This is a genomic window from Paenibacillus sp. D2_2, assembly GCF_031199965.1.
Lineage (GTDB): Bacteria > Bacillota > Bacilli > Paenibacillales > Paenibacillaceae > Fontibacillus.
The window spans coordinates 1,109,044-1,135,325 of sequence record NZ_CP133605.1; the positions used below are offsets into that span (position 1 = coordinate 1,109,044).

Genomic DNA, 26,282 nt, shown 5'->3' on the forward strand with positions numbered 1-26,282 from the left:
TCATATTGCGTTCATATTCCTAACCTATAGTGAAGTCCAGAAAGAGATTTTTGAACTTTAAACTTACTAGGGATTAGGAGATGAACACCATGTTTCTGGCAATACGAGAAATGAAGCACGCGAAGACGCGCTATTTGCTTATATCACTCATTATGGTTCTCATTGCTTGGCTCGTTCTGTTTGTAACTGGGCTGGCGCAGGGGTTATCTTACGCGAATGCGTCTTCTATTCAAAATATGAAGGCTGACTATTTAATTCTGCAGCAGGATGCGGATCACCGCTTAAACCGTTCGGTGCTCACGGAAGATACCTGGAAGCAAATCCAGCAAGCATCTAGCGATCAGAAAGGGGTCACATTAAGCCCTCTAAGCGTTAAAATGACCTCGATCGCCAAGGTGGATGATACTAAGAAGATCGACGCAACCTTCTTCGGCATTGACCCGGAGGGATCGTTGGCCCCAGTCATCACGGAAGGGCGGTTGATGGCTACTGGAGCAGAGAATGAAGCGGTCGCTGACAAGACTTTTGCCGATAAGGGTCTTAAGCTTGGTGACATGATCGAAGATCAGGCATCAGGACAGCAATTTACGCTTGTAGGCTTTACGGAGGGCCAATCCTACAGCCATACTCCGGTGATCCTAATGAGCTTCAAGGCACTTGAGGCGACTCAGGTCGGTAAGCCAACCTCGATGGAGAACGCAGCATATAATGCTGTTGCCCTGAGCGGTAGTAAGACAATCGCGGATCACATCACAAGTAAGGTGCAAGGCATTGAAGTTGTAAGTAAAGATACGGCGCTGAAAGGAATCCCTGGGTACCAGGAGGAACAAGGCTCTCTGCTCATGATGATTGCGTTCCTGTTCATTATCGCTGCATTCGTGCTCGCTGTCTTCTTCTATGTCATTACAATTCAGAAGATGAATCAGTTCGGCGTGCTCAAAGCGATTGGTGCTAAGAATGGTTATCTTGCCCGTAGTCTGATTCTGCAGGTATTGACTTTATCGGTGGTCTGTCTTGCCATTAGTATTCTACTAACCTATGGTGTCTCGATGGTGCTTCCGAGCAGCATGCCGTTCCAATTGAATACAACGGTTGTTGCTGGATGTGCGGTATTGTTCATCGTGGTGTCCTTACTGGGTTCGCTGTTGTCTTTGTACCGTGTCGTCAAGGTAGATGCGATTGAAGCGATTGGGAGGGCGATGTAAATGAGTACTGTAATGAATAGAACGACAGATCACTTGAATAAGCAAATCGACAATAGTAAAAATAGTGCCACCAAGATTGCAGGTGTACGAGGCGCCACTGCGAATACCAAGCTGCTGTTACAAAATATCAGCAAGGTGTATGGTGACGGAGACACCTCTGTCAAGGTGTTGGATCAAATTACGCTGGAGGTCAAGGCGGGCGAATTTGTGGCCGTCGTAGGACCTTCGGGTGCGGGAAGAGTACCTTCCTCTCGATTGCCGGAGCATTGTTGTCACCAAGTAGCGGGCAAATCTGGATCGGTGATCAGGAAATCAGTAAGCTGCCTGAGAAGAAATTGAATCAAATTCGGCTCGATAAGATTGGCTTTGTCTTTCAATCCGCGAATCTGATCCCTTATCTCACTGTAATCGATCAATTGATTCTGATTGGTGAATTATCCGGCAAACCACGTAAGGAATCGAGAGACAAGGCAGAGAAGTTGCTGCGTGAGCTTGGTCTAGGACATCGTCTGCATCATTATCCAGACAGTTTGTCTGGCGGTGAACGACAGCGGGTATCCATCGCTCGGGCATGGATGAATGACCCGGAGATTATTCTCGCGGATGAGCCGACGGCGAGTCTAGATTCGGAGAGAGGCAGATCCGTTGTAGAGATGCTGGCGGATGAAGTTAAGCAGCGCGGCAAAGCTGCTGTCATGGTCACACACGACCATCGTATGCTCGATCTGTGTGATCGTATCGTATATATAGAAGACGGCAAGCTGTCGGAGAGAGAACTGTAACGGTATTCACTCGGGGCTCTGGCTAGTCTGTACATGGCTTCTAGGGGCTGTCTCAAAAGTGAAGTGACCCGAAAAGTTAGACAGTTTATTTTCATTAAGCAGTTTGTTGGGCATGAGTCCGGTATTGTACCGGACTCATGCCTTTTAATTTTGATTTAATCCGCTTGTAATTATAGTAGTTAATATACTTGGATAATTCCTCTTTAAAATGTTCAATACTTTTAAATTCCTTTATATAAAGGAATTCTGATTTGAGAATACCGAAGAAGTTCTCCATCACAGAATTATCATAACAGTTGCCCTTTCGCGACATACTCTGCGTGATTTGTTTTCTTTGTAATGCCTGACGGTATTGCTTCATCTGATAGTGCCATCCTTGATCTGAATGCATGAGAAGCTTGCCTTCTATCGTTAGCCTTTCAAAAGCTTGCTCTAGCATATCTGATACAAGAGAGTAGGTAGGTCTAAATCCTATCGTATACGAAATGATTTCACCGTTATATAAATCCAGAACAGGTGACAGATACAGTTTTTCTCCCAGTAATTTAAATTCTGTAATGTCTGTCACCCATTTCTGATTTGGTCTCTCTGCTTTAAAATTACGGTCTAATAAGTTCGGTGCAATCTGACCGACCTTACCTTTGTACGAGCGGTACTTTTTCACACGGACTATTGATATTAATCCTAGCTCTTTCATAATACGTTGGACCTTTTTATGGTTCACCTGATGCTCACGATTCCTTAATTCATCACGAATACGACGATAACCATAGCGGCCTTCATGCTCGTCATAAATGGATTGAATGAGTACCTTTAGCTCGCCATCTGGATCGGGACGTCCGAAGCTTTTAATCACGTAATAATAGGTGCTGCGCGGAATACCTGCAAGCTGCAGAAGTGCTATCACCGGAAATTCACGCCTTAATTCATAGATTACTTGCGCTTTGTCTTGTTTGGTGATTTTTCCTTGTTTTGAACTAAGGCATTCAACTTTTTTAAATAGGCATTTTCCATACGTAAACGTTCGTTTTCTGCCTGTAGTTTCTCAAGTGACCCTTCATCTTGTTTTGTTGGTTTCTTTGTTTCTTTGTTCATGGATGTACGCCCCTTTTTCTTTGCTTTGAAGGCGTCAAATCCCTTTCTTTCAAACTCTTTAACCCATCTTTTGATAGGTGAAGGTGAGGGAATACCAAAATGCGCAGCGATATCTACATATGAGGCCTTCGTTTTTAACCGATATTCAAGTACCTCTAGTTTAAACTCTGGTGAATATGAAGCATAGTCTTTTATTCGAAAACCTTCAATCCCCCACTCGCTGTACAGCTTTGCCCAAGAGTAAATTTGAGTTTTGGATACACCATATTTTCTTCCAATGGATGGCGCAACTTCGTTACCTTCCAAATATCTTAATACAATTTCGAGCTTCTCTTTTACAGAAAATTTCCACATAAAAAACTGCACCTCCAATTGTTAGTTGTGTCTAACAATTGGGGTGCAGTTCAAAGTCGATATTCCGACTTGGAGACGCCCCTTTTGTGTGCCGTAAAATGTGGATATGATATATCCAGGTTATTTGACCGCTTATCGGTGCGATCACGTAGATTTTAGGATTTTAGCATCTAAACTGGCATACTCCACACAGACTTGAGATCGGAGAATCCTGATAGAAAAGTACGAATATCATTATGAAATATTGACATTGGAAAATAGGATATTTAATATAAGGTTATGTGTTAGCACTCTGGAGTCATGAGTGCTAAGAGGAGTAATATGGTATTTTTACAGTTTGATCCTAACGATATTATTGAAGGGAGATTATTCATTCATGGCTAAGAAAGAGTTCAAAGCAGAATCCAAAAGATTGCTGGAAATGATGATCAATTCCATCTACACGCAAAAGGAAATTTTCCTGAGGGAACTGATCTCCAATTCAAGCGACGCAATAGATAAGATCTACTACAAAGCCTTGACCGATGACAATCTGGTCTTTAACAAAGACGATTACTATATTAAGCTCGCGGTGGATAAAGAGAACCGCACTTTGACGATTTCCGATACAGGGATTGGGATGACGAAGGAAGATCTGGAGAACAATCTGGGTATCATCGCTAATAGCGGTTCGTTCGCTTTCAAAAATGAGAATGAGGCCAAAGACGGGCATAACATTATCGGTCAGTTCGGTGTTGGTTTCTATTCAGCATTTATGGTGGCGGATGATGTTACTGTGATCAGCCGCGCTCTGGGTAATGCTGAAGCATATAAGTGGCATTCTGCAGGGGCAGACGGCTATACGATTGACACTTGTGAGAAAGACACCGTGGGTACGGATATTATTCTTAAGATCAAACAGAATACGGAAGATGATCAATATGATGAGTATCTGGAAGAATATCGCCTGAGATCGATCGTGAAGAAGTATTCCGACTTCATTAGATATCCGATCAAGATGGACATCCAATCAAGCCGTCCTAAAGAAGGCAGCGAGAACGAATTCGAGAATTTCGTCGAGGAACAGACGGTTAACAGTATGGTGCCGATCTGGCGTAAGAACAAGAGCGAGCTGAACGATGAGGATTACGAGAACTTCTATATGGAGAAGCGCTACGGGTTCGACAAGCCTATCTCACATATCCACATCAAGGCGGATGGCGCTGTTGTCTATAATGCAATCCTGTTCATTCCTGAGAAGACTCCATTCGATTATTACACGAAGGAATATGAGAAAGGTCTAGAGCTCTATTCTAATGGCGTACTGATCATGGATAAATGCAGCGACTTGCTGCCGGATTATTTTAGCTTCGTGAAAGGGATGGTTGATTCCGAGGATCTGTCACTGAACATTTCTCGGGAATTGCTACAGCATGACCGTCAGCTGAAAATGATCGCCAAAAATATTCAAAGCAAAATCAAGAGCCAGCTTCAGACTTTGCTCAAGGACGATCGCGATAAGTATGAGAAATTTTATGAGTCCTTTGGCCGTCAATTGAAATTTGGCGTGTACAATGATTATGGCATGAATAAGGAAGTGCTGCAGGATCTACTCCTGTTCACGTCCTCTATGGAGAAGAAGCTGGTTACTCTGGACGAATACGTATCGAGAATGCCAGAGGATCAGAAGTATATCTATTATGCTGCTGGCGAGTCGGTGGAGCGTCTTGAGAAGCTGCCGCAGACGGAAATGGTAGCCGATAAGGGCTATGAAATTCTGTATCTCACCGATGATATCGATGAATTTGCGCTTAAAGTGATCATGAATTATAAAGATAAGGAATTCAAATCCGTATCCAGCGGCGATCTTGGCATCGAATCGGATGCGAATGATGAAGAAATCAAGGCGGATGAATCGGAAAATAAAGATCTGTTCGAATATATGAACGGCTTCCTCGGCGGTAAAGTGAAGAAAGTAAAAGCATCCAAGCGCCTTAAATCCCATCCGGTCTGCCTCTCCTCTGAGGGTGAAGTATCGATCGAAATGGAGAAAGTGCTGAATGCAATGCCGAGCGGTCAAGAAGTGAAGGCTGACAAAGTACTGGAAATCAACGTGAATCATGAAGTGTTCCAAGCGATGAAGGATGCCTTTACTGTAGATAACAAAGAAAAATTGAATCTTTACACGAACTTGCTGTACAACCAGGCGCTGTTGATTGAAGGTCTTCCGATCGAAGATCCGGTTGACTTCACTAACAATATTTGCAAAATCATGCAGTAAGCTTTGAAGAGGGATTTCGATCCTATAATATCCTGTCTCACGTTGAATGTGGGGCAGGATATTTGTATTTGGAACCATGTTATACTAGAGCAACAACAGATCTAAATCCAGTTAAAATCGAAGGAGAATTCGTGATGTCACTTGAAATCGAACGCAAATTTCTACTGCCAAAATATCCGGCTGAATTGATTCAGGAAGGTGCTCTAGTGATTGTGAAGGAGCAGATGATTGATCAGACGTATTTGGCGCTGCATGAAGATCAGGAGCTGAGAGTTAGAAAAATCAAGGATCTGGCTTCTGGTGAAGTAACGTTCACTCATACCTTTAAGCGGGGCTTCGGCCTGACGCGTGAGGAAGTGGAATATTCGATCTCCGAGGGCTTGTACGAGCAAATGATCGAGGCACACGGGACGATCCCGCTGATTAAGAAACGGACCACCGCGCAATGGAATGATCATATCGTAGAAATTGATGAATATGATCAAATTCAAATGAAGGTGCTGGAGGTCGAATTTACTTCTGAGGAAGAAGCGCTTCGTTTTTTAGCCCCGGACTGGTTCGGTCCTGATATTAGTACGGAGAAAAAATATAGCAACAAGAAAGTATGGAGAGAACTGCAAACGCAGCGTGATTAATAGCCGTCCCGATCTTGTAATAGGTGACTGTTTATTAATGTAGCGTAAAGGTGACTGTGTTTTCCAAGTAACTTTGGCGACTAGGGTAAGATGACGCTTGGAACCAGAGTGTTACGGGTGGAGTTGAACATAACGCATCTCTTTCGGAATAAGCCGGGCTACAAAACTGCAGAAATGCAGTTTTTTTGCGAAGCGCTACTTGTTAGAGTAACGGCCAATAGCAAGTAAGTAACGACACGATGGGAAACGGACTAACGGACTACGAAGGTCATGTGTAACATCTCTATAAGTAACATCACCATGAACAACAGACACAACGGATTTCTACTAATCGCCTATCATTAATGCAAAAGAGACCCTCTCCAGGGTCTCTTAATAGTTCGTATTATGCTAAAACTGCCGGACTTAACGAGAGATCCGGTGCTTATTATTCCAAGGCCAGGTTGCTGTGGGAGTCCAACAGAAGGTATTGGTAATTTTTCTTCACGAACTCAAGTACCTTCTCGCTGATGATGCGATGGCCTTCCTGATTAGGGTGAATTCCATCCGAGCATAGGAACTTGGTGAAATCAGGGTACTGCAGAAATGCACCGCGCACGTCAATATACTTGGTCTTCGTCAACTCGGATACTTTCAGGATGGAAGAATTGTATCTCTCCTGCCACCAGTATATTTTGGTGACGCTGCCTAGCCATTTAAGTATATTCTTCTCCGCATCCGGGTTATTTCTGCTGACCCATTTGAAATATTTATCTGCATTTAAAGGAGGCAGGTTCATCAGAATCGGAGTAATCTGCTGCTTCTTCAAATATTCAATTGCTTCTGTAAGCATCTTCTCAAATGTATTGAAATCCGTCTTGGGACTATGATCCGCGTCGGGATTATCGGCGATCTCGTTCCAGTTGAAGTCGCAGTCATTCCCACCATATTCGATCAAGACGACATTCGGCTTATCTTTATCTACATCTCGCTTCAGATTACTGAATCCCTTCATCAGGGTATTGCCGAATCTAGCCGTGTTCCGGACTGCGCCCTTCATTTTTTGCTGTAGGAGTGAGATATAGTTGTCTTCCAGGATGACGTATTTATTGCGTTCTTCATCATAAATGACCCCTTTGGAAATCGAATCGCCGGAAATCATATATTTTGTATCCCCGCTCATCAAGTCAATATCGTGCTTATCCATCATACTCACCTCATTTTTATCCTAAATGATCCTAGTTCTATTGTAGATTAGTGCCCAAATAAAACGCAAGTGCGTAGGTTACTGATTCAGTCTATTTTTGATGAAGGGTCTGTGAAAGGTAGACATGTGATGTTTCTCATGAGAGAATGTTGATAGCGTGTTCAAAATCGGATATTTTATTAATACTAGAGAAAAAAAGGGGTTGAGTATTATGGTGCGATTCGGAATTATCGGAACGAACTGGATTACGGAGCGCTTTATTGATGCGGCAATGGAAACGGAACGCTTCGAATTAGCAGCGGTGTATTCCCGTACAGAAGAGAAGGGCAGAGCTTTCGCCGCCAAATACGGAAATCCAGCCGTATATTCAGATGTGTCAGCATTGGCGTCTAGTCCGGAGATTGATGCTGTATATATTGCCAGTCCGAATTCTCTACATATGGAACAAGCCATCCTATGTATGGATCAGGGTAAGCATGTATTGTGTGAGAAGCCGATGGCTTCGAATGCGGCCGAGACCAGGAAGATGATCGAAGCTGCTAAGCGCAACAATGTGATATTAATGGAAGCGATGAAATCAACGCTGATGCCTAATTTTCGAGTAGTACAGAACAATTTATATAAGCTTGGACAAGTACGCAGATATTTTGCGAGCTACTGTCAATACTCCTCGCGTTATGATGCATATAAGCAAGGAACGGTATTGAATGCCTTTAATCCTGAATTCTCGAACGGAGCTTTAATGGATCTTGGGACTTATTGTATATACCCGATGGTAACCTTGTTCGGAAAGCCAAAGGAAATCAAGGCTAACGGAATCCTATTGTCATCCGGTGCGGATGGTGAGGGCAGCATCATCATGAATTATGATGAGATGGACGCGACGGTCATTTATTCCAAAATTTCCGACTCCTATTTGCCAGCGGAAATTCAGGGTGAGAACGGTACGTTAGTGATTGGACGAATCAACCAGCCGTATGACGTGAAGATTATTTACCGAGATGGCACGATTGAGGATTTACGTCAGCCACAGATGCAGGAATCAATGTTCTATGAGGCTCGTGAGTTCATTGATCTGATTGAGGCGGGATTACGTGAGAGCAGTGTAAACACACTTCATAACTCATTGCTTGTTGCAGAGATTATGGAGGAAGCAAGACGGCAGATTGGAATTAAGTTCCCGGCAGATTTGAAATAGTTGAAACTCGTAATATGAACTCTCCAAATCTGGAGGGTTCTTTTTTTATTGAACCATTTCTGAAGTTATGCAGATATATAAGTGAAGGGGGAGATAGCATGGCCATTGATGGGCATGAAGTAGAACGATTGGTATATGCGTACGGTAGCCGTGTCTATACTTTCTGCCGAAAGCTGACATTGAGCCAGACCGATGCGGATGACTTATATCAGCAGACTTTTCTGCGTGTACTCCATATGACGCTACAAATAGATGAGGAGAATAATCCGGCAGGTTTCTTAATGGCAGTGGCGGCGAGAATCTGGCACGATGAACGTAAAAAATATGCCCGAAGACAAAGAATTGCCCCCATTCATGATGATGGTGTCGGTGAATTAAGCAATATATCTAGTTCAATATTTACGGATCTTGAGTTCGAAGAAAGGCAGCGTAACACGGAAGTTAGAATGGCTGTACAGGATTTGCCGGAAAAATTGCGTGTACCTATTTTATTGTATTACATGAGTGATTTGTCAGTAATTGAGATTGCAACAGCTCTTCGAGTTCCAGAAGGCACGGTAAAAAGTCGATTACATCAAGCGCGCCAGAAACTAAGAAAAAAATTGGGGGGATCCATTATGGCGGATAAACTTTTTATGGAAGATGAGCTGGACGATCTGATACGGAGTTCGTTATTAAAGGAAGAAATACCTCATCCGGCTGTTCAGGCTGCGCTTATTCAAAAGATACACAGTCAGGAACCAAGTTATAACATACCATGGTGGTTACCCGCTACGATTGGTGGAATGCAAACAGTGGCTATTGTTGCAGTGATTTATTTTTTCCTGCCCGGCTCATTGATTTCGTATTTGGCCATGATTCTTGGAGGTGGCTTGATTCTATGTGCCAGCGTGTTGTCAGGGATGGTCCGTAAAGCATGGACGAGAAAGGATGTTGATTATTCATGTGGATCATAATTGGATTGGCTGGAGTGGTGTTGTTCGTTTTGTTGGCTATGGTCGGTTTGGGGATTTGGACATATCGTGATGCAAAATCACACGGACTTGAAGCAGGTATGTGGGCTTTAATTGTGATGCTGATCCCAAACTTTATCGGACTGTTGCTGTATTTTCTGATTGGACGCAAGCAGCAACAGATTTTATGTCCATCATGTGGGTATAAGACGCAACAAGGGAAACCCTTTTGCTCAAATTGTGGTGTTGCCATGACACAGGGAGGGATGTCAATGACCCCATCAAAAAATAATAACAAGAAGCCCCTGATTATTGCGCTTGCATGTGTCGTAATGACCTTTGTTTTAATGATTTCCATTTTTGTTGCTAGCGCGTATGCACAGCCAGAAATGTTTAGATCCAACAATATTTCTATCGGTCAATTCGAAACGAGGCTACCTGGTACGTGGAAGTCGTCTTTCTGGTACTTTGATGGAGAGAAAGCCGGGCCATAAATATTAAAAATGGGACTCCTAGTGCTCTGAACATTAGTGCCGAAGTTAAGAAGGGTACATTGGAAATGGGTATTACCGTGGATGGCAAAGAAGAAAAACGCATTTCGCTAGGTAATATAGATTCGACCTATGTTTGGGATTTGAGTAGTTATCCAGAAAACAGTCGAATCGTAATACATCTATATGGGGATGCAGCTAACGGAAAAGTGAATATGAGTTGGGAAGATTAATTAGATTTTAAGTGTTAGATGTGGAGTGACGTAAGAAGCCCTTTATTTCGTAAGAAATAAAGGGCTTTTCTTGAGTTGTAACTGACCACCAAGGAAAACTCCCTTTCTAAGAACATGATCAGGTTACTATTGAGTTTTAACCACAATTGCGTTGCTGATTTTTCGTCCTGGGGTAGTTAGATATTTGCCGTTATAATAGAGACCGCTGGACGCACCGCCGTCTAGATTCATCGCCTGATAGGCGCCGGCCTGCCTCATGATTTCTGCAAGCTGTGGAATCGTAGCTCCACCTGTAGTAAGCAGGATTAGCTTGTGGTCGCGGGTCACACCCAGGGCGCTGCGGGCGCCGCCTCCAGTCAGAATCTTCGGATCCTTGAACCCCTCCTCGGCAATATTGAGAGCAACTTTTCCATTAACGACTAGACGTGGCCCGGCCTGCAGTCCGCCTTGGATGCTCCCTTCGGCAAATCTGGACGGGAAGTCCGCGCCGGGTATTAACTCAGCTAACATATTGTTGCTGAAGGTAAATACCGTACGCAGGTCTCCGGAGCTCTTGTGAGCAATGTCTCCCCCACTAATAATATAACCATAGGGACCTTTATAATCTCCTGTCGTATAAGCGTCGAAGAAGGTTCCATTGATTGCAACGGTAGCCTTGCTGCGCTTTGCGATGCTACTGAGATCCTCAACTTTACCCGCTTTATCACCGGCGAGGACTACATCAAGTGAGACTTTAGGATGCAGGAGCGATATCGTGACCATTTGTGTGCTATAGGATTTACCGCCAACTTTGAACGTTTTTCGTTCGCTGATGATCGGCTTGTCCATTTTTTCGTAGGCAGATTTAGTGATGTAAGGTAGGGAGTTCGTATTTATGTCTGCTTTGGAAGAATCGGTTGTTACTTTGCTATGTATGGTGAGAGAAGAAGTATTCTTCGACCATTCCAATGATAATGGAAAAGAATCATTAATCGCCTGCAGAGGCACGAAGGTTATACCGTTTTCGGTGAACGGTGCGTCAGGCAGTTTAATTGCTTCGTCGTTGCGGATAGCTTGTGTCTTGCCCAAGTACATCGTAAGCTGAGTCTCGTCCCGGATGATGTCGATCCGTTTCTCGGCAGCGGTCCATACAGTCTTGATGCCGTCTAATCCGTTCAAGGTTCGCAGTGGGACGAAGGAATGGTTACTCTTGTCGTCCATGAGCACGAAGTACTTGGCAGGAGGCGCAGCATAGCTGGCTGGGATCAGGCTGATGAACATCAGCGCCGCAAGTAGTATTGCTTTTTTCATGAAGCTGAAATCTCCTTTGTAGGTATTATGTATTAGTATATTGTACCTGAAAATTGCGAGAAAAGGGAAGATTTGTCGACTTTTCGCTAGTTTCATATAGAATACTGGACTGAAAATCGGATTCAACTGACCACCAAGAGCGACTTATAGATCGCATATCCGAACGGTACGATGAAAAATACCGAGTGAAATCTCGGTTGATTTATCACGAGAAGGATCGCTGGGCAGTCCTGCTGGCGCAACCAGTACTATAAGAAATTCACTGCGTGTAGGCGGGAAAACATATCAGAAGCTTTTCGGTATGTGATACCGGGGAAGGGACTCACACCATTTCAGGAGAGAAGACCAGCTTCAAGCCGCTATGCTACATGAAAAAATACATAAATATTCGGCGATAAGGCAGGGCAGCAAGCGGCGGCGGGTTTGTCGCGAAACTGTCCAAACTGGATATGTAGCCATATGGCGGGGGGCTTTCGCATAAACGGCATCCCTTTTCCGGGAATTAATGTACCTGTAAAGGAACAGGCATCAACGGGCAAATGACGAATTCGGGCATTCAGCATTTTCTTGAGGGAGACCAGGCGGGTATTCGACACGGCAGCCGTAATGTCCAACTCGGTGAGCGAGAATGCCCTAAATGGCCAGAAGGCAGTAAACTGACAGCTTCGAACATTACGAACAGCAGTGTTGTATTAACATGGAACGGCGCCGTTAGTTCGACCACCAAATATAAAATCTATCAGGACAATCAACTGATCAGCATAGTTGGAAGTAATGTTAAGAGCTATACAGTGAATTGGGACCTGGTGCTACTTACAATTTTAAAGTCGAAGCAGGAAATGCCTCGGGGATTGGAGCTTGACCGGACCATCCGTATCTGTACAAACAATACCTGATAAGCAAGCAGAGGTGAAGGAGATCCAACCTACAGATGTATTTACTACCCCTGGCAAAAAGCCAGTACTTCCGAATAAAGATCGAGTTACTCGAAAAAAATCGAAGTTGGTACAACAGAAACATTTGAAGCAGGATTCAAGCTTCCAAACCGTATTCAAGGGCATCAGGTGAAGATATTTGTATGGAAAGGGGAAACGATTGAGAACTCACCGATGAAGCCGTTATCCAATCAAGTCATTCTAAAGTAAATGTGAGAGCGCAGCGTCTTATTGCAAGATGCTGCGCTTTTTGCAAGTGTGGTAAAAATCTTCGGAATCATGTAAAGATCCTCTGTTCCTTGGCTTTAGTTCCTTTCTTATGATCAAGGTATGCAGTATCGGTCTTTATTCTTGTATGCGGTTTCATACGAATGGTGATTTCAAGCGGAGAGGAGGGGTATGGTCGTCGATAGGGTATGACTGCCCCAGGAATATCATCTGGAGCCCACACATCAAAGACGATACGGCGTGGGAAGGGAAGGACGAATCTTGAAAGGAGGGTGCTTATGCTCAATTTACAAAAAGTTAAAGCAGTAACATGGGTTTGCCTGATCGCTCTAATGTTAACCTCTTTTGGTTTAATAAATCCACAAGCACATGTCTATGCTCAGCAACCGGTATCCACGCAGGCCAGTTCCGAGTCTCCTTCGTTAAGCGCAGAAGCAAAAGTGCTAGACAGCGAATTCACAGTTAATCTTTCAGAGGAAGGGAATCAGGACTGGATTCGATTAGGAGACGGCTATGGGATCAAGGCGAGAAAGGCGGTCTGGAAAGAATCGATCCAGTTTCAAACCTTTAATGCGAGAAATTTGAACACCTTTGATGATTACATTGCCAAATTCACCTGGAACGATAGTACGCCCAAATCGGTCGGTGACGAGTTAAGATACGGTAACTTCATCGGTGACATCAATGGGGGCTGGCAGCTCACAATTCCTATTTCGTACACCCCAATGAAGGTGAAAGTGTACGCAGGAGCCTGGGGTGCGAAAGGAAAGGTCGAAGCCTATTTCAGCGATGGTACTGAACCGGAATATGTGGATGAATTCGATACAGTATCAGCGATTGGGATAAGGGAGCTCTATACATTCGACGTTCAAGGAGATAACAAAGAACGCTCCTTGATCATCAAGAGCACGCTGGAGGAGAAGCGCAATCCATATGGCAATATTTCGATTGCAGCGACATCGCTCTGGACGTCTGGCGATCCGTTTCCGACTATGACAACCGATGAATTTGTGCAAGTCCAAGAATCGCAAACGGACATTTCGCTTGCCCCGACGATCGTAACTGAAATGAAGAGCGCGGGTGACTTCGATTCGCAGCCGCAGGAGCCAATATCGATTTCAGCCACCTGGAACATGGAATCGCTGGAGGCGGGCAAGCTGTTGACCGCAGAGGTTAAAATTGCGAACCACCAGAAAAGTCCACAGCAAGTCCTGGTCATGATGGCGCTTTATGACGGAGAAGGCAAGATGGAAGGCATCTCCTACGTTTCTCGAACGCTTAATGGAGGAAGTGAAGAACGATTAATACCTGGAATCAGGCTGCCGGAAGTACTAAACGGTCACATGGCCAAAGTGATGGTTTGGGAAGGGGAGAACCTGAACATCACAACGATGCAGCCGCTTGCGGACTTTAGTATGAAGAAATAGGGAGGAGTTATATGTTCCATTTCAATAGGTATCGCAAATTGATCATGGCCTGGATCTGTATTGTCATGCTGTTGTTCACTTCGGTGGTTCCAGTAAGTCATCAAGCTTCTGCAAATTCCGACCCGGGAGCTGTTGAAGCAGCGGAAATAATGGAACCAGTTGTTAACGAGGGGGATGGGATCATAACGGAAGCCCTTTCTGAAGTTCCAGGCGAACTTCGGGCAGAGGATGTTTCCACAGCCTCCGAACAGGGCAGTTATATGAACGGGAAGGCTGAGATCCTGGATAAAGAAATTCAAGTCAACCTGACAGATGAAGGAAACGTCGATTGGATCCGTCTGGGAGACGAAGAAAAAGGAATCAAGGCCAGAAAAAACATAGGGGCAGAGAAAATCCAGTTTGGCGTATTTAATGGCGGAATGAATAGATTTACCGATTATATCGCCAGATTTACGTGGAATGATGGTAAGCCGACAGAAAAAGGTGACAACGAACAATATGGTACGTTTGTACGCGATATAAATGGAGGTTGGCAGTTAACCGTTCCAGTTTCTGCGCGTGAAATGCAATTTAAGGTGTATGCGGGCGCTTGGGCCTCCAAAGGAAAAATCGAGGCATATTTTACCGACAACAGCATTCCCGTATTTGAAGACGCCTATGATACCAAGGGAGAATCACCTATACGTAAGGTTTACACCATATCATTCAAAGGCAACGGGTCCAAACAGTCGTTGATCATAAAAGGAACCGTCGAAGGTAAATACCATGATTGGGGTAATATTTCACTGGCGGCAGCAGGATTATCGGCTCCGGTAAGCCCAAGCGCACCGGTTTGGCCGCAAAGCAGTACCCTTACAGCCACCGACATAACCGAGAGTAGTGCGGTTTTAAGCTGGAATCCTGCTGAAGATCCGAAAAATGAAGTAGAAGCCTATAAGATTTACCAAGGCAACGTCGAAATTGCGTCGGTAACGGGTGCTGTATATTCGTACAAAGTATTGGGACTAGAGGCGGGTCATACTTATCAATTCAATGTTGAAGCGGCGAACAAGACGGGGGAGTTGAGCATAAATGGACCTTCCTTGACTGTAGCCACAACACGTTTTTATTCCATAGGTGATATCGTTTCTTATAAGCGGGAAGGAGACAATACGATTCTTTTTGACGCCTCGCCTGTACAAGTGAGGATCAAGGCGGTATCCCCGGAAGTGATTAAAGTATGGGCTGAGCCTACAGGAAAATTCGACAGGAAATATGAATCCATCGCGATTGTGAATGATGATCTCGGAGGCAGCTTGACGCTAGCAGAGAAGGGAGACTACTACGAGATCCGTACTTCTGAATTGCTGATGAAAGTATTCAAAGCGCCTCTCCGTCTGGAGTATTACGATCTGGAAGGCAATCTTCTGAGCAAAGGCAAGGAAGGAAAAAGCCTGGGCTGGAATGGAAAGGGCGAGGTAGGCGTCTGGAATGAAATCCAAAGCGATGAACATTTCTGGGGCTTAGGAGAGAAGACCGAATCCTTTGACCGCAGTGGTCAGAAAATTTATCAGTGGGGCGTCGATTTAGGAGGTGCGAGCTGGGATTCAATGGCTCCGTCCAACGGCGAAGGAAGATGGTATGGTGCGGATCCTCATTTTATGAGCTCGAAAGGATATTCGATCTATTTTGACAACACGAGCAGAACGTGCTTTGACATGGGGAAAAGCGAACCCGGCACATATTCGTTCAGTTCCCTGGACCCGGCTGCTGGGGGAGAATTGTTATACTATTTCATTTACGGTCCTACCCCGAAACAGATGATTAGCAAACTTACCGATTTAACGGGAAAACACTTTATGCCTCCGATGTGGGCGTTTGGCAATATGCAGAGTCATTGGGGATATACGCAAGCAGATATCGAACGAGTGGCCGAGGAGTACAGAAAACGGCAGATTCCACTAGATGTAATGTACTCGGATATCGAATGGTATGCCAAATATTGTACGCCAACCGAGTGGAACAATGAGAATTTCCCTGATCCTGCTGGAATGATCAAGAGATTACATGATATGGGTATGAAAGTATCGCTGATCGACGACCCGAATATCATCATATTTGCGAAAGATTACCCACTCGCAGATCAGAAAGGATATTTTATTCAGGACTCGACCGGCAAAACAAGGAACGTTTCCTGGCCTTGGGGTGATGAGTCCGGAGTTATGGACTTCTTTAATCCCGAAGTGCGTAAGTGGTGGGGAGATTTGCACAATTATTTGGCTGATATGGGCGTCAATGCTTTCTGGACCGATATGAATGAGCCGGCGAGATACAGTACGGACTGGCGCTTCTGGAACGAAGCAGGTAAAGAGCAGGGCGATATCGGTGAAATGCATAATGCATACGCTACGATGCACCAAAAGTCTATTTATGAGTGGTATAAGGAGTATACGCAGAAAAGACCATTTATACTGACTCGTTCATTCTTTACAGGTTCTCAGCGTTATGCTGCTCCTTGGTCGGGCGATATTGAATCCGATTGGAATAGCATGAGTCAACAGATTCGTTTGGGAACCGGAATTACTCTGTCCGGATATAATATGTGGGGCTTTGACATCGGCGGATTCTCAGGCAATCCTACATCGGACCAATTCAAACGTTGGATTGAACTGGCAGCCTTTATGCCTGTTCACAGATTCCACTACGCCAAGTGGGGCAGCCCTCAGGAAGCGTGGGAGAATGGTGCCGAGAACGTTGCTAGAAAATACATTTCGCAGCGTCAACGTCTGATTCCTTATTTCTATTCTTATATGGCTGACAGCGTCATCGGGACTGGTATGGAATCGGAGGCAAGCAGCGGATCAGGACTTCCGTTGATGCGGGCAATGATGCTGGAATATCCGAATGATAACGCCACGTATAACATGGACTCTCAGTTCATGAACGGTCAAAGTTTTCTAATAGCACCTGTAACGGAAGACAGTACGAAGAAAGAAGTATATTTCCCGGCAGGAGACTGGTATGACTATTCGGATGGGAAGACCTTGTACGAAGGGAACCAGACGATCAGTTACTCAGCACCGCTCGATAAACTTCCGGTATTCGTCAAAGCGGGTGCGATTATTCCGATGACTCCTGCCATGCAATATATTGGCGAGAAGAAGATTGATGTCATGACGATGGATATCTATCCGCAACGGGAGAACGGAACCTCTTCATTTGTTTTATATGAGGATGACGGCGAAAGCTTGGGATATGAGCAGGGTAAATATAGCACAACGAAATTTGAGAATACGGTAAGTTTGGGTACGGACGGAACGACAAATACGTTCAAAATTCATGCAAGACAGCAAGGGAAAGGCGGATTTGAGCCGGATGCACGAAGCTATATGCTACAGTTTCATCAAACGATTAGAAATGATATGACCGTACGCCAAGACGGCATTGTTCTTCCTCAATATGGATCGCTCAATGAATTGGAAAAGGCGAAATCCGGTTGGTTCACAGATAAGCAATCGTTGGTCACTTATGTGAAAATTTCAGACCACGCCAAAGAGACCGTCATTGAGTTGTCGGGCGAGACAGCCAACGAGAATCCGTTTACTGTAGCTTCTTCATTTAATTTGAACAAATTGGAAGCTGGTAAAGTCTTAAATGCGGACATCACCGTGAAGAACAATGGAAATTACACAGAGACCGTATTGATTGTAGCTGCATTGTACGACCAAGCGGGGAAAATGATCAATGTTTCAAGTGTACCGGTAACGATAGGAGAAGGGGCAACGGAAGTTGTAACGGCAGGCTTCAAGCTTCCAAGCCAAATCCAAGGGCATCAGGTCAAAATATTCATCAGGGACGGAGATCGACTCGATGCGGAACCGCTCAAGCTTTTATCTAATGAACTAGCTTTCCAATAAGAGGGAGATGGTGACATGAATAAACGTAGCGTGTTTATGATAGCGATGTTGACCGCCTTATTCCTTATGTTGCCGTTAAGCGCAGGAGCCGAGGAAGCGACAGCGGTCAAAGGACTCAAGGCGATGTTTGACAAAACAACGAAAAAGGTGACGGTTGAAGGGGCAGTTATGGGTATTTCGGCTGTCAATGTGACACTGAAAGTGGTTGATCCTAAAGGCGAAATTGATTACGTGGATCAAATAAAGAGCGCAGAGGATGGGAAATTCAGCTTTGCCTTTACGCTTTCAAGCTCACAGAGAGGAACATATACAGTATATGTTGGGGCGGAGAATCTGATTGAGCCTGAGAAGGTAACCTTTGAATACAAAGATGGTAGCACTAGCGGAGGCGATGGCGGAGGTGGCGGTGGAGGAAGCAGCGTCAACTCGAATCCGCCAGCTAGTCACGACATGCTTCAATTACAAGCGGACGGTTCCGTCAAAGCGATGATCGAGACGAAGCTCGATCAAGACGGAGTAACTGCAGTTGGAGTAATTAGCGAGCAGGACTTGCAAAAAGGGGTAGCTAAGGCGAAAGCAGATCAAGAGGGCAAGAAGAGAGTGATTATTGAGCCTAAAGAACAAAAGGAGCGAAGAAATATGCCCTTGATCTTCCTCTATCGTACCTATCCGATCATTCAGAATTGATCATTGAAGTCAGAACACCTAAGGGAACGGTAATCCTGTCGGGACATATGCTGCACGAAACGGGGATTAAAGGGAAGAATATCCGTTTCATTATCGGTGAAGCAAAGGCCGATGGCGTAGATAAAAAGGTAATAGAACAAATCGGTTCTAGGCCGGTCATTGAATTGCTGGCTGAGGTCGATGGAAAAGCGATCCGTTGGGTGAATGAACTCACTCCTGTTACCGTAATGATTCCTTACTTACCTACCGTCACTGAAGAGACGGCGCGAATCGGCGTACTTGATTTAAGTGAACAAGGCAAAGCGAAAGCGGTGCCGCAGGCTGCTTATGTCAAAGCCGATCAATTCGTGCAATTCCAGACGGGCCATACAGGAATTTACGCGGTCATATATACGGGAACAGGCTCGAATTCACGGTTTGAGGATCTCGGTAAATATCCATGGGCGCAGCAAGCGGTTAAGGAACTGGCTGCGAAAGGAATCGTAAAAGGAACATCAGCGACAACATTCAGCCCAGCCAATCAAGTGACAAGAGCGGATTTCATTCTGATGCTCGTCAGAGCTTTGGATTTACAGGCTGACGTAAAAGATAACTTTGCGGATGTTAAGACAAACGATTATTACTATGAAGCCGTAGGCATTGCCAAGAAATTAGGCATCGTTACCGGAATCGGCGGCGATCGGTTTGAACCGAAAGCGAAGATTACAAGACAGGATATGATGGTAATGGTAGCTCGAGCATTAGAGGTGTCCGGGAAGAAGGAGATCCAAGGAACAAAACAAGACCTTGCCGGATATCAAGATGCAGGGAAAGTGGCTGATTATGCCGTGAGCAGCGTTGCGGGCTTAATATCGCAAGGCTTGATTCAAGGCAGCGGCAACATGATTCATCCGCACAGCCACGCAACTCGTGCAGAGACAGCTGTACTGATTTACCGAATTTATAATTTATAATCTGATTGTTACAAGGCAGAAGGCTGCCCTGGCTACAGTTCCCTGTAGCTTGGGGCGGCCTTTTTAACCAACATTTGAACCGCGTCCCTCATCCATGAATTAGCCTCGATAGAGGTTTCCTTATAGTGCAGTTTTCGATATTTTCGCGCATACCCGTTTTCTCCGTATTTCTTTCGAATCACCGGTTTTATTACTTGAAAGTAGCTGGATAAACAACGTATTTCAACAGTCTGATATCTGCAAATATATCATCTTTTAAAAGAGACATGTCAGAGAATAAGTGTATTTAATAATTTTTTTGAAATGATGCATTAGCGCCTCGATCTCTTCCTTTTCCAGATACGCGTGGCTTTCTTCTCCGCTGTATCCAGTGTCAGCAATAATGGTTCTCGGCACCGATTCCCACACTGTATTCCGGCTTATGATTTATAATTTCGCAACCGAAATAAAAAGGAAATGTAAAAATCCTCGTAGTCTTGTAAATATTCTCTGTTTCAGGCTAGTTACGTTCTTTCTATGATAAAGATATAGTCTTCGGCTTCTCCAAAGCGAGGATCCGAAAGTCAGAATATCTTACGAACTAAGGGTTCGTAAAGCGGAAGGAGTAACAACATGACGCCGAAATTAGAAACGAGCCGTCCCATGAATCAGCCGAAACGGAGCTTACGTTCAAGACTGAGCAGTTTAGGTAGCTCATCGACGTTTGTAGGCTACCTGTTTGTAGCCCCAATCTTGATTCTCATGGGAATCTGGTTTTATTATCCTTTGCTGCAATCGTTTATTTACAGCTTCCAGGACATCAGCTTTCTAAACCCGGATGCGGCTAAATTTATTGGAATCGACAACTATGTCGAGATTGTCAAGGATAAAGATTTCTGGACAGCTCTAAGCCATTCTGCGCTCCTGACAGTGGTAGCTGTGCCGCTACAAGCGCTCATCGCGCTCGTGATTGCGGTTAACTTGAACAAGGTACGACGGATGAAGGGTGTATTCCGTACGTTGTACTACATGCCTTACATAACTTCGACGATTGCCGTAACGACCGTATTTATGTATTTGTTCATGCAGCATAGCGGGATTGCAACCAAAGCATTGACCTGGCTCGGATTTCGAGATGTTTCATGGTATGCAGACGTGAAATTAGCTTTGCCGTTCCTTATGATTTTAACGATTTGGACCTATGTAGGTTTTTATATGGTGGTATATCTCGGTGGCCTCCAAACCATTCCGAGCGATCTATATGAAGCAGGCCGTGTCGATGGCGCCAACGGCTGGCAGCAATTCTGGAAGCTTACCGTACCGATGCTGAAGCCTGTAACCTTCCTGGTCATCATGTCCGGGATCATCAATGTCATGCAGCTGTTCGACCAGCCGTATGCCTTGGCGAGAAATGGATCACTGGGCAGTCCTGCTGGCGCAACCAGTACCATAGTTACTTACTTCTATAGCCAGGCGTTCAGCTATAACCGTGCCGGTTATGGTAGTGCGGCCGCATTTATCATCTTTGCCATTATCATTACACTGTCCATGCTGCAAAAACGATTTGTTCGGGAGGAGATCTAATCATGGATAGTAGAAAGAGTCAGTTTTTCCGTTACTTGCTGCTGATCGTTTTTTCGGTATTTTTCATCGTACCGTTCGGCTATGCGATCTATACGTCGCTCTTGTCCAAAGCCGATATCGGCAAATTGGTTATGCCGACCAGCTGGACACTTGAGAACTACAAGGACATTTTCTTCAATTCGGATTTGCTGATCTGGTATAAGAATTCCATTATCGTAACGTTTGGTATCTTGATCGGGAACTTGATTGTGAACACGATGGCTGCATATTCCTTAGCCCGGCTGAACTACCGGGGTAGAGGCGTGGTGTTCTTCTTGATTATTGGGATGATGATGGTGCCTTACCAGGTTATGATTATTCCTATTTTCTCGATGATCGTAGACTTGCATTGGTTGAACAGCTATAAAGGCTTGATTATTCCGTTCCTGTTCCAGGGATTCCTCGTCTTTCTAATGCGGCAGTTCTTCCTGACGATTCCAAAAGAGCTGGAAGAAGCGGCGGAGGTCGACGGATTGAACAAGATTAGCATTTTCTACCGGATCATGTTGCCCTTATCTAAGGGAGCGATTGGAACCCAGATTATTTTCAGCTTTACCGGGACTTGGAACTCCTTCGTATGGCCGGTGACACTTGTGAATGACAGCCGCTGGTATGTGATGACGGTCGGTCTGAATACGCTGAAGAACCGTTATTTTGAATGGCCGAACCTGACCATGACAGGTGTTGTCCTGTTGACCGTACCGATCATTATCGTATTTTTGATTTTCCAACGTCAAATGGAGCAAGGGATCGCTACAACAGGCTTGAAAGGATAATTCATTTTAAGTGCGAGTTCAAAAATCCGGTTTTCAGCACCGAAGCTTATGCTTCCGATGTGCGTTTTTTCAAGACGCTTGAGTTGGATGAAGCTAGTTATAGAACGGAGGAAGAACTTTGATCGAATATAAAGCGCAAGACACGCAACATGACGGATGGATCATTTCGGAGACTGCTTTTTATGCCAAACATTTGGCTAAGTTTGAGACGATTTTCAGTCAGGGGAACGGTTATTTGGGACTCCGGGCCACAACGGAAGAATGCTATGCCGGAGAACGGCGTAATTTGTTTATCGCGGGAACCTTCAACCGTTTTGCAAATCAGGAGGTAACCGAGCTGCCGAATGCCGCGGATATGCTCCAGCTTGATATTCGGATAAACGGGATCCCTTTTCATTTGGAAAAGGGAATGATTCACAGCTACCGCCGGGAGCTGGATCTGCGGCAAGGCGAGCTGCGGCGTGACATCGTCTGGGAGGATGAGCAGGGCGCTCGGTTCAAGCTGCGATTCAGACGCTTTGTGTCGCTGCAAAATCTGCACTTGCTGGGCATAAGAGTAGAAATTACGCCGCTCACACACCCTGCAGACATTGCCATTCGTTCCGGCATCAACGGGCAAATGACGAACTCGGGCGTGCAGCATTTTCTTGGGGAGACCGGCGGGTATTCGACAAGGAGCTGCTCCAGTTGACAGCCACTACCTCGCAGTCGAACATTGAGTTTGTACATACTATTTCACACCAGCTGTACAGGGGTGAAAGCCGCCTTCAGACGGCTCCGGTACCAAGTATGGAACGTCGAAAGGTTATGCTGACGTATCGGACCGATGCTAAGGTCGGTGAGACGATCAGGTTCGATAAAATCGCTTCGGTACACACAAGCATCGATTTGGACTGGCAGGAACAATCATCCGGTAGTCACTCATTGATGGAGTTCGCCAGAGAACACCTGCTTGCAGCTGCTAACAAAGGGTTTGATCAGGTGTATAATGAGCATGAACAGGCATGGCAGCAGCGCTGGAAGCAGATCAACATTGAAATCAGCAGCATAGATCCTTTTGATCAGTTGTCCATCCGCTTTGCTCAGTACCATCTCACAATGATGACACCCGCTCATGACAGCCGCTTCTCGATCGGGGCCAAGGGACTGACAGGTGAAGGGTATAAAGGGCATGTATTCTGGGATACAGAAATTTTCATTCTGCCTTATTTCCTGTATACCGAGCCAGAAACGGCACGCAAGCTGACGGAATATCGCTACCATACCTTGAAAGGTGCCAGAAAAAATGCGCTTGACCGTAGGTACCGCGGTGCAATGTTTCCTTGGGAATCGGCTGTCACAGGTGAAGAGGAAACACCGGAATGGGGACCCGTTGATGTAGTGACTGGCACACCGACCTATATTTGGACGGGAAAAATAGAGCAGCATATCACCGCAGACGTCGCTTACGGCGCTTGGCACTATTACCAGGCGACCGGCGATTAGGATTACATGGACAGCTGCGGTTATGAAATCATAATGGAGACTGCTACCTTCTGGGCCAGCCGATTGGAGTGGAATGAAGAGAAGCAGCAGTACCATATCACGGATGTAATCGGACCGGATGAATATAAAGAGCATGTAAGCAATAATGCGTATACCAACTACATGGCATATTGGAATATTAAGAAGGCGATCGAATGTGCCCATAATCTGATGCAAGCGCAAAATGAGGTATATACGCGTCTGGAGAGAAAACTATCTATGACCGAGCGCTTGAAGGAATGGGAAGAAAAGGCTCAGCTCATTTATTTGCCGCAGCCGGATTCGCATTCGCTCCTGATTCCCCAGGATGACACCTATTTGCAGCTCGAGGTCATAGATTTGGCGGAATATAGAAATCAGGAGCAAGTAGCTTCGATTCTTGCTGATTACAGTATGACTCAGCTCAGCGACATCCAGGTTTCCAAGCAGGCAGATATTCTTGTTCTGTTCTACTTGCTGGAGGACTGGTTCTCCAAGGAGGTCAAGGCAGCGAACTGGCACTATTATGAGCCGAAAACGCTGCATGACTCATCACTCAGCCTGTCTACGCACAGTTTGCTGGCTTGTGATGTCCATGATCTGGACCTGGCTTACGAAATGTTTGCTAAGGCAGCGCGAATTGATCTGGGTACCAACATGCACAGCTGTGATGAAGGGATTCACTCCGCTTCGATCGGAGGAATCTGGAAGGCTGCTATTATGGGCTTTGGCGGCGTTCGCTCCTGGGAAGGAACGCTTCGGCTGAATCCAATGCTGCCAAGTACCTGGGATCGGCTGTCCTTCCCTCTGCACTGGCAGGGCGCACGGCTGCAGGTGACGGTATCTCGCGATAAGCTTGAGGTGGAACGCGTACCTTCCGAAGCAGAAGCAAGCGCGGGAAGCAAGTTGCAGGATATGAACATCGTTATTCATGGACGTCCATGCTCGCTGACGGATCATCTTATCATCGATTTGAAGGAGGGCATCCCTGTTGAGTGATTCTAGAAGAGAGATTGAGGCTATGATCTTTGATCTGGACGGGGTCATTACGGACACAGCGAAATATCACTATGAGGCCTGGAAGCTGCTAGCGGATGAGCTGGGTCTTCCGTTTGACCGGGCGTTCAATGAACAGCTTAAAGGGATCGACCGAATGGCTTCCCTGGAGAAAATATTGAGTCAAATGCCAGATGGTGGCGCTTCAATTACGATGGAGAAAAGGGTACAGTGGGCCACTGAAAAAAATAAAAACTATCAGCGTTTGATAGAAGCGGTTGACGAAACGGAGATTCTACCTGGTATACTTGATCTATTTCGTGAACTCAAACAGCGGGGGATTGCCATTGGACTTGCTTCCGCCAGCCGCAATGCTGGTACGCTGGTACGGCAATTGAAAGTGGATTCTTACTTTGATGTGATTGTCGACCCGGCCTCTGTCGCTCATGGGAAGCCGGCGCCAGATATTTTCCTCAAAGCTGCCGAAACGCTGGGCATCGTGTCTAAATACTGTGTCGGCGTAGAGGATGCAGAGGCAGGAATCCGGGCGATCAAAGGAGCAGGGATGTTTGCTATAGGTGTAGGCGATAAGCAGACATTGGCCGAAGCAGATTATCTCGTCTCAGAGACAGCTCTACTCTCCTTGTCTGAAATAGAACGTCATTTTAGACAATAACGCATAAGTATCAACCTGAACCGAATCGAGTGAATCGGTTCAGGTTTTGCATTAATGTAACACAACGGGGGATGGAATATGCTGAAATGGAAGCGTTTTCGAGATCGCAGCATCCGGCAGAAAATGTTTATGACCTATGCGCTGCTAATGATAGTTCCACTTTTGCTAATCAGTATTTCTTTTTATACATATGCCATGTCCATCTTCGAGACTCGTATTGTAAAGTCGTTTGAGGAGACGAACCTGCAAATGATTTCGACTGCCGATGCTTTCGTGGGCAGTATGATCAAATCATCGGAGCAGCCATTTTATGATGAGAATCTGATGACAATTTTAGCGAAGGATTATTCCAAATCCGCCTATGAGACGTTTGAGAAGAGCATGGATTTCCGCTATATCAGCGACAACGTCTTCAAAAATTTAATGACATTCAATCCAAGCATCGATTCGATCCTGATTTATCCAGAGAACAGTTCGTTGATTTACCGTAGAGGGTATAACACGACCTTTAATTATAAGTACACTCCAGTACATGAACTGTGGTACCAGCAGATTATTGACAATATGGAGAAGCCGGTATTGATCGGCCTGCACGAGGAAAAGCAGATGTATACCAAGCCCAGAAAGGTGCTGTCCGTAGGTCGGGTCCTGGTAGATGCGGACTCGTATCAGAAGGTGGGTGTACTGCTTGTTAATTTCCGCGTGGATCAGCTGGAGAAATTGTTTAGCGGACTGGATAACAAGCGGGATGTCAATCAGTTCATAGTGGATGAGCAAGGAACGGTGATCTTCAGCACGACGCCGGGGATGATCGGGAAAATATCACGCAGCCTCTTGCGCAAATTCAGCCGGATAGTAAGGACTACTATATAGTTCGCCACGAATCTAAAGTATCCGGGTGGCAATTTTACAGTGTCATTC

Annotated in this window: 20 protein-coding genes and 2 pseudogenes; 19 read left to right on the plus strand and 3 right to left on the minus strand. The window is 45.3% G+C overall.

Annotation, left to right across the window (positions count from 1 at the left end):
* Positions 1 to 89 precede the first annotated feature (89 nt).
* Together RE628_RS05445 and RE628_RS05450 are read left to right on the plus strand one after the other, a co-directional pair.
* Complete coding sequence (locus RE628_RS05445; protein WP_309157780.1) at positions 90 to 1,205, plus strand: ABC transporter permease; 1,116 nt, start codon at positions 90 to 92, stop codon at positions 1,203 to 1,205.
* A gap of 75 nt (positions 1,206 to 1,280) precedes the next feature.
* Positions 1,281 to 1,987: pseudogene (locus RE628_RS05450) on the plus strand (ABC transporter ATP-binding protein).
* Positions 1,988 to 2,081: 94 nt separating this feature from the next.
* Here the strand turns inward: RE628_RS05450 and RE628_RS05455 are convergent.
* Positions 2,082 to 3,436, minus strand: a protein-coding gene (locus RE628_RS05455; protein WP_309157171.1) for an IS3 family transposase whose coding sequence is annotated in 2 segments (ribosomal slippage) — positions 2,082 to 2,986 and positions 2,986 to 3,436 — 1,356 coding nt in all. Because the reading frame shifts where the segments join, the coding sequence is not laid out codon by codon here.
* Between the two features lie 376 nt (positions 3,437 to 3,812).
* Between RE628_RS05455 and htpG the strand changes: the two genes are divergently transcribed.
* Together htpG and RE628_RS05465 are read left to right on the plus strand one after the other, a co-directional pair.
* On the plus strand, positions 3,813 to 5,696 hold the full coding sequence (gene htpG / locus RE628_RS05460) for a molecular chaperone HtpG (protein WP_309157782.1): 1,884 nt from the start codon (positions 3,813 to 3,815) through the stop codon (positions 5,694 to 5,696).
* 134 nt (positions 5,697 to 5,830) lie between these two features.
* A complete protein-coding gene (locus RE628_RS05465; RefSeq protein WP_309159378.1) occupies positions 5,831 to 6,331 on the plus strand; it encodes a CYTH domain-containing protein in 501 nt (166 codons plus the stop codon).
* Between the two features lie 427 nt (positions 6,332 to 6,758).
* Here the strand turns inward: RE628_RS05465 and RE628_RS05470 are convergent, their stop codons facing one another.
* Positions 6,759 to 7,520, minus strand: coding sequence for an SGNH/GDSL hydrolase family protein (locus tag RE628_RS05470; RefSeq protein WP_309157783.1), 762 nt, complete (start codon positions 7,518 to 7,520; stop codon positions 6,759 to 6,761).
* Between the two features lie 208 nt (positions 7,521 to 7,728).
* On the opposite strand from RE628_RS05470, the gene RE628_RS05475 reads away from it, so the two are divergent.
* The 4 genes from RE628_RS05475 to RE628_RS05490 all read left to right on the plus strand — a co-directional run bounded on the left by RE628_RS05475 (position 7,729) and on the right by RE628_RS05490 (position 10,392).
* Positions 7,729 to 8,715, plus strand: a complete 987-nt coding sequence (locus tag RE628_RS05475) for a Gfo/Idh/MocA family protein (RefSeq protein WP_309157784.1) — start codon at positions 7,729 to 7,731, stop codon at positions 8,713 to 8,715.
* Between the two features lie 98 nt (positions 8,716 to 8,813).
* Positions 8,814 to 9,671, plus strand: coding sequence for an RNA polymerase sigma factor (locus tag RE628_RS05480; protein WP_309157785.1), 858 nt, complete (start codon positions 8,814 to 8,816; stop codon positions 9,669 to 9,671).
* The gene (locus RE628_RS05485; RefSeq protein WP_309157786.1) at positions 9,659 to 10,162 is read left to right on the plus strand and encodes a hypothetical protein; all 504 of its coding nucleotides are present in this window, start codon (positions 9,659 to 9,661) and stop codon (positions 10,160 to 10,162) included. Before RE628_RS05480 ends, RE628_RS05485 begins: the two co-directional genes overlap by 13 nt.
* Positions 10,163 to 10,227: 65 nt before the next feature.
* Positions 10,228 to 10,392 (plus strand): hypothetical protein, encoded by a 165-nt coding sequence (locus RE628_RS05490; protein ID WP_309157787.1) that lies wholly within the window; start codon positions 10,228 to 10,230, stop codon positions 10,390 to 10,392.
* Positions 10,393 to 10,518: 126 nt separating this feature from the next.
* Here RE628_RS05490 and RE628_RS05495 read toward each other — a convergent pair whose 3' ends face one another.
* The gene (locus tag RE628_RS05495; protein ID WP_309157788.1) at positions 10,519 to 11,682 is read right to left on the minus strand and encodes a phosphodiester glycosidase family protein; all 1,164 of its coding nucleotides are present in this window, start codon (positions 11,680 to 11,682) and stop codon (positions 10,519 to 10,521) included.
* A gap of 539 nt (positions 11,683 to 12,221) precedes the next feature.
* Here RE628_RS05495 and RE628_RS05500 point away from each other — a divergent pair.
* The 11 genes and pseudogenes from RE628_RS05500 (at position 12,222) to RE628_RS05550 (ending at position 26,234) form a co-directional block, all read left to right on the plus strand.
* Positions 12,222 to 12,578 (plus strand): hypothetical protein, encoded by a 357-nt coding sequence (locus tag RE628_RS05500; RefSeq protein WP_309157789.1) that lies wholly within the window; start codon positions 12,222 to 12,224, stop codon positions 12,576 to 12,578.
* 545 nt (positions 12,579 to 13,123) lie between these two features.
* Positions 13,124 to 14,272 carry a hypothetical protein gene (locus RE628_RS05505; protein WP_309157790.1) on the plus strand — a complete coding sequence of 383 codons (1,149 nt, stop codon included), beginning with the start codon at positions 13,124 to 13,126 and terminating at the stop codon, positions 14,270 to 14,272.
* Between the two features lie 11 nt (positions 14,273 to 14,283).
* The gene (locus RE628_RS05510) at positions 14,284 to 18,168 is read left to right on the plus strand and encodes a TIM-barrel domain-containing protein (RefSeq protein WP_309157791.1); all 3,885 of its coding nucleotides are present in this window, start codon (positions 14,284 to 14,286) and stop codon (positions 18,166 to 18,168) included.
* Between the two features lie 15 nt (positions 18,169 to 18,183).
* Complete coding sequence (locus RE628_RS05515) at positions 18,184 to 18,855, plus strand: hypothetical protein (protein WP_309157792.1); 672 nt, start codon at positions 18,184 to 18,186, stop codon at positions 18,853 to 18,855.
* Positions 18,856 to 18,902: 47 nt separating this feature from the next.
* A complete protein-coding gene (locus tag RE628_RS05520; RefSeq protein ID WP_309157793.1) occupies positions 18,903 to 19,808 on the plus strand; it encodes an S-layer homology domain-containing protein in 906 nt (301 codons plus the stop codon).
* A 612-nt stretch (positions 19,809 to 20,420) separates the two neighbouring features.
* Entirely contained in the window at positions 20,421 to 21,371 is a 951-nt protein-coding gene (locus RE628_RS05525; protein ID WP_309157794.1) for a carbohydrate ABC transporter permease, read from the plus strand.
* Between the two features lie 2 nt (positions 21,372 to 21,373).
* The gene (locus RE628_RS05530) at positions 21,374 to 22,186 is read left to right on the plus strand and encodes a carbohydrate ABC transporter permease (RefSeq protein WP_309157795.1); all 813 of its coding nucleotides are present in this window, start codon (positions 21,374 to 21,376) and stop codon (positions 22,184 to 22,186) included.
* A 193-nt stretch (positions 22,187 to 22,379) separates the two neighbouring features.
* Positions 22,380 to 24,340 (plus strand): annotated as a pseudogene (locus tag RE628_RS05535) (glycoside hydrolase family 65 protein); the annotation flags it as partial.
* 120 nt (positions 24,341 to 24,460) lie between these two features.
* Entirely contained in the window at positions 24,461 to 24,688 is a 228-nt protein-coding gene (locus tag RE628_RS05540; RefSeq protein ID WP_309159379.1) for a glycosyl hydrolase family 65 domain-containing protein, read from the plus strand.
* 22 nt (positions 24,689 to 24,710) lie between these two features.
* Positions 24,711 to 25,361 (plus strand): beta-phosphoglucomutase, encoded by a 651-nt coding sequence (pgmB, locus tag RE628_RS05545; protein ID WP_309159380.1) that lies wholly within the window; start codon positions 24,711 to 24,713, stop codon positions 25,359 to 25,361.
* Positions 25,362 to 25,439: 78 nt separating this feature from the next.
* Complete coding sequence (locus tag RE628_RS05550; protein ID WP_309157797.1) at positions 25,440 to 26,234, plus strand: cache domain-containing protein; 795 nt, start codon at positions 25,440 to 25,442, stop codon at positions 26,232 to 26,234.
* Positions 26,235 to 26,282: the final 48 nt, after the last annotated feature.

Coding starts and splice junctions, on each gene's coding strand:
- RE628_RS05445 (WP_309157780.1), top strand. CDS start 90: ATGTTTCTGGCAATACGAGAAATGAAGCACGCGAAGACGCGCTATTTG.
- htpG (WP_309157782.1), top strand. CDS start 3,813: ATGGCTAAGAAAGAGTTCAAAGCAGAATCCAAAAGATTGCTGGAAATG.
- RE628_RS05465 (WP_309159378.1), top strand. CDS start 5,831: ATGTCACTTGAAATCGAACGCAAATTTCTACTGCCAAAATATCCGGCT.
- RE628_RS05470 (WP_309157783.1), bottom strand. CDS start 7,520: ATGATGGATAAGCACGATATTGACTTGATGAGCGGGGATACAAAATAT.
- RE628_RS05475 (WP_309157784.1), top strand. CDS start 7,729: ATGGTGCGATTCGGAATTATCGGAACGAACTGGATTACGGAGCGCTTT.
- RE628_RS05480 (WP_309157785.1), top strand. CDS start 8,814: ATGGCCATTGATGGGCATGAAGTAGAACGATTGGTATATGCGTACGGT.
- RE628_RS05485 (WP_309157786.1), top strand. CDS start 9,659: ATGTGGATCATAATTGGATTGGCTGGAGTGGTGTTGTTCGTTTTGTTG.
- RE628_RS05490 (WP_309157787.1), top strand. CDS start 10,228: ATGGGTATTACCGTGGATGGCAAAGAAGAAAAACGCATTTCGCTAGGT.
- RE628_RS05495 (WP_309157788.1), bottom strand. CDS start 11,682: ATGAAAAAAGCAATACTACTTGCGGCGCTGATGTTCATCAGCCTGATC.
- RE628_RS05500 (WP_309157789.1), top strand. CDS start 12,222: ATGACGAATTCGGGCATTCAGCATTTTCTTGAGGGAGACCAGGCGGGT.
- RE628_RS05505 (WP_309157790.1), top strand. CDS start 13,124: ATGCTCAATTTACAAAAAGTTAAAGCAGTAACATGGGTTTGCCTGATC.
- RE628_RS05510 (WP_309157791.1), top strand. CDS start 14,284: ATGTTCCATTTCAATAGGTATCGCAAATTGATCATGGCCTGGATCTGT.
- RE628_RS05515 (WP_309157792.1), top strand. CDS start 18,184: ATGAATAAACGTAGCGTGTTTATGATAGCGATGTTGACCGCCTTATTC.
- RE628_RS05520 (WP_309157793.1), top strand. CDS start 18,903: ATGCTGCACGAAACGGGGATTAAAGGGAAGAATATCCGTTTCATTATC.
- RE628_RS05525 (WP_309157794.1), top strand. CDS start 20,421: ATGACGCCGAAATTAGAAACGAGCCGTCCCATGAATCAGCCGAAACGG.
- RE628_RS05530 (WP_309157795.1), top strand. CDS start 21,374: ATGGATAGTAGAAAGAGTCAGTTTTTCCGTTACTTGCTGCTGATCGTT.
- RE628_RS05540 (WP_309159379.1), top strand. CDS start 24,461: ATGCTGCCAAGTACCTGGGATCGGCTGTCCTTCCCTCTGCACTGGCAG.
- pgmB (WP_309159380.1), top strand. CDS start 24,711: ATGATCTTTGATCTGGACGGGGTCATTACGGACACAGCGAAATATCAC.
- RE628_RS05550 (WP_309157797.1), top strand. CDS start 25,440: ATGCTGAAATGGAAGCGTTTTCGAGATCGCAGCATCCGGCAGAAAATG.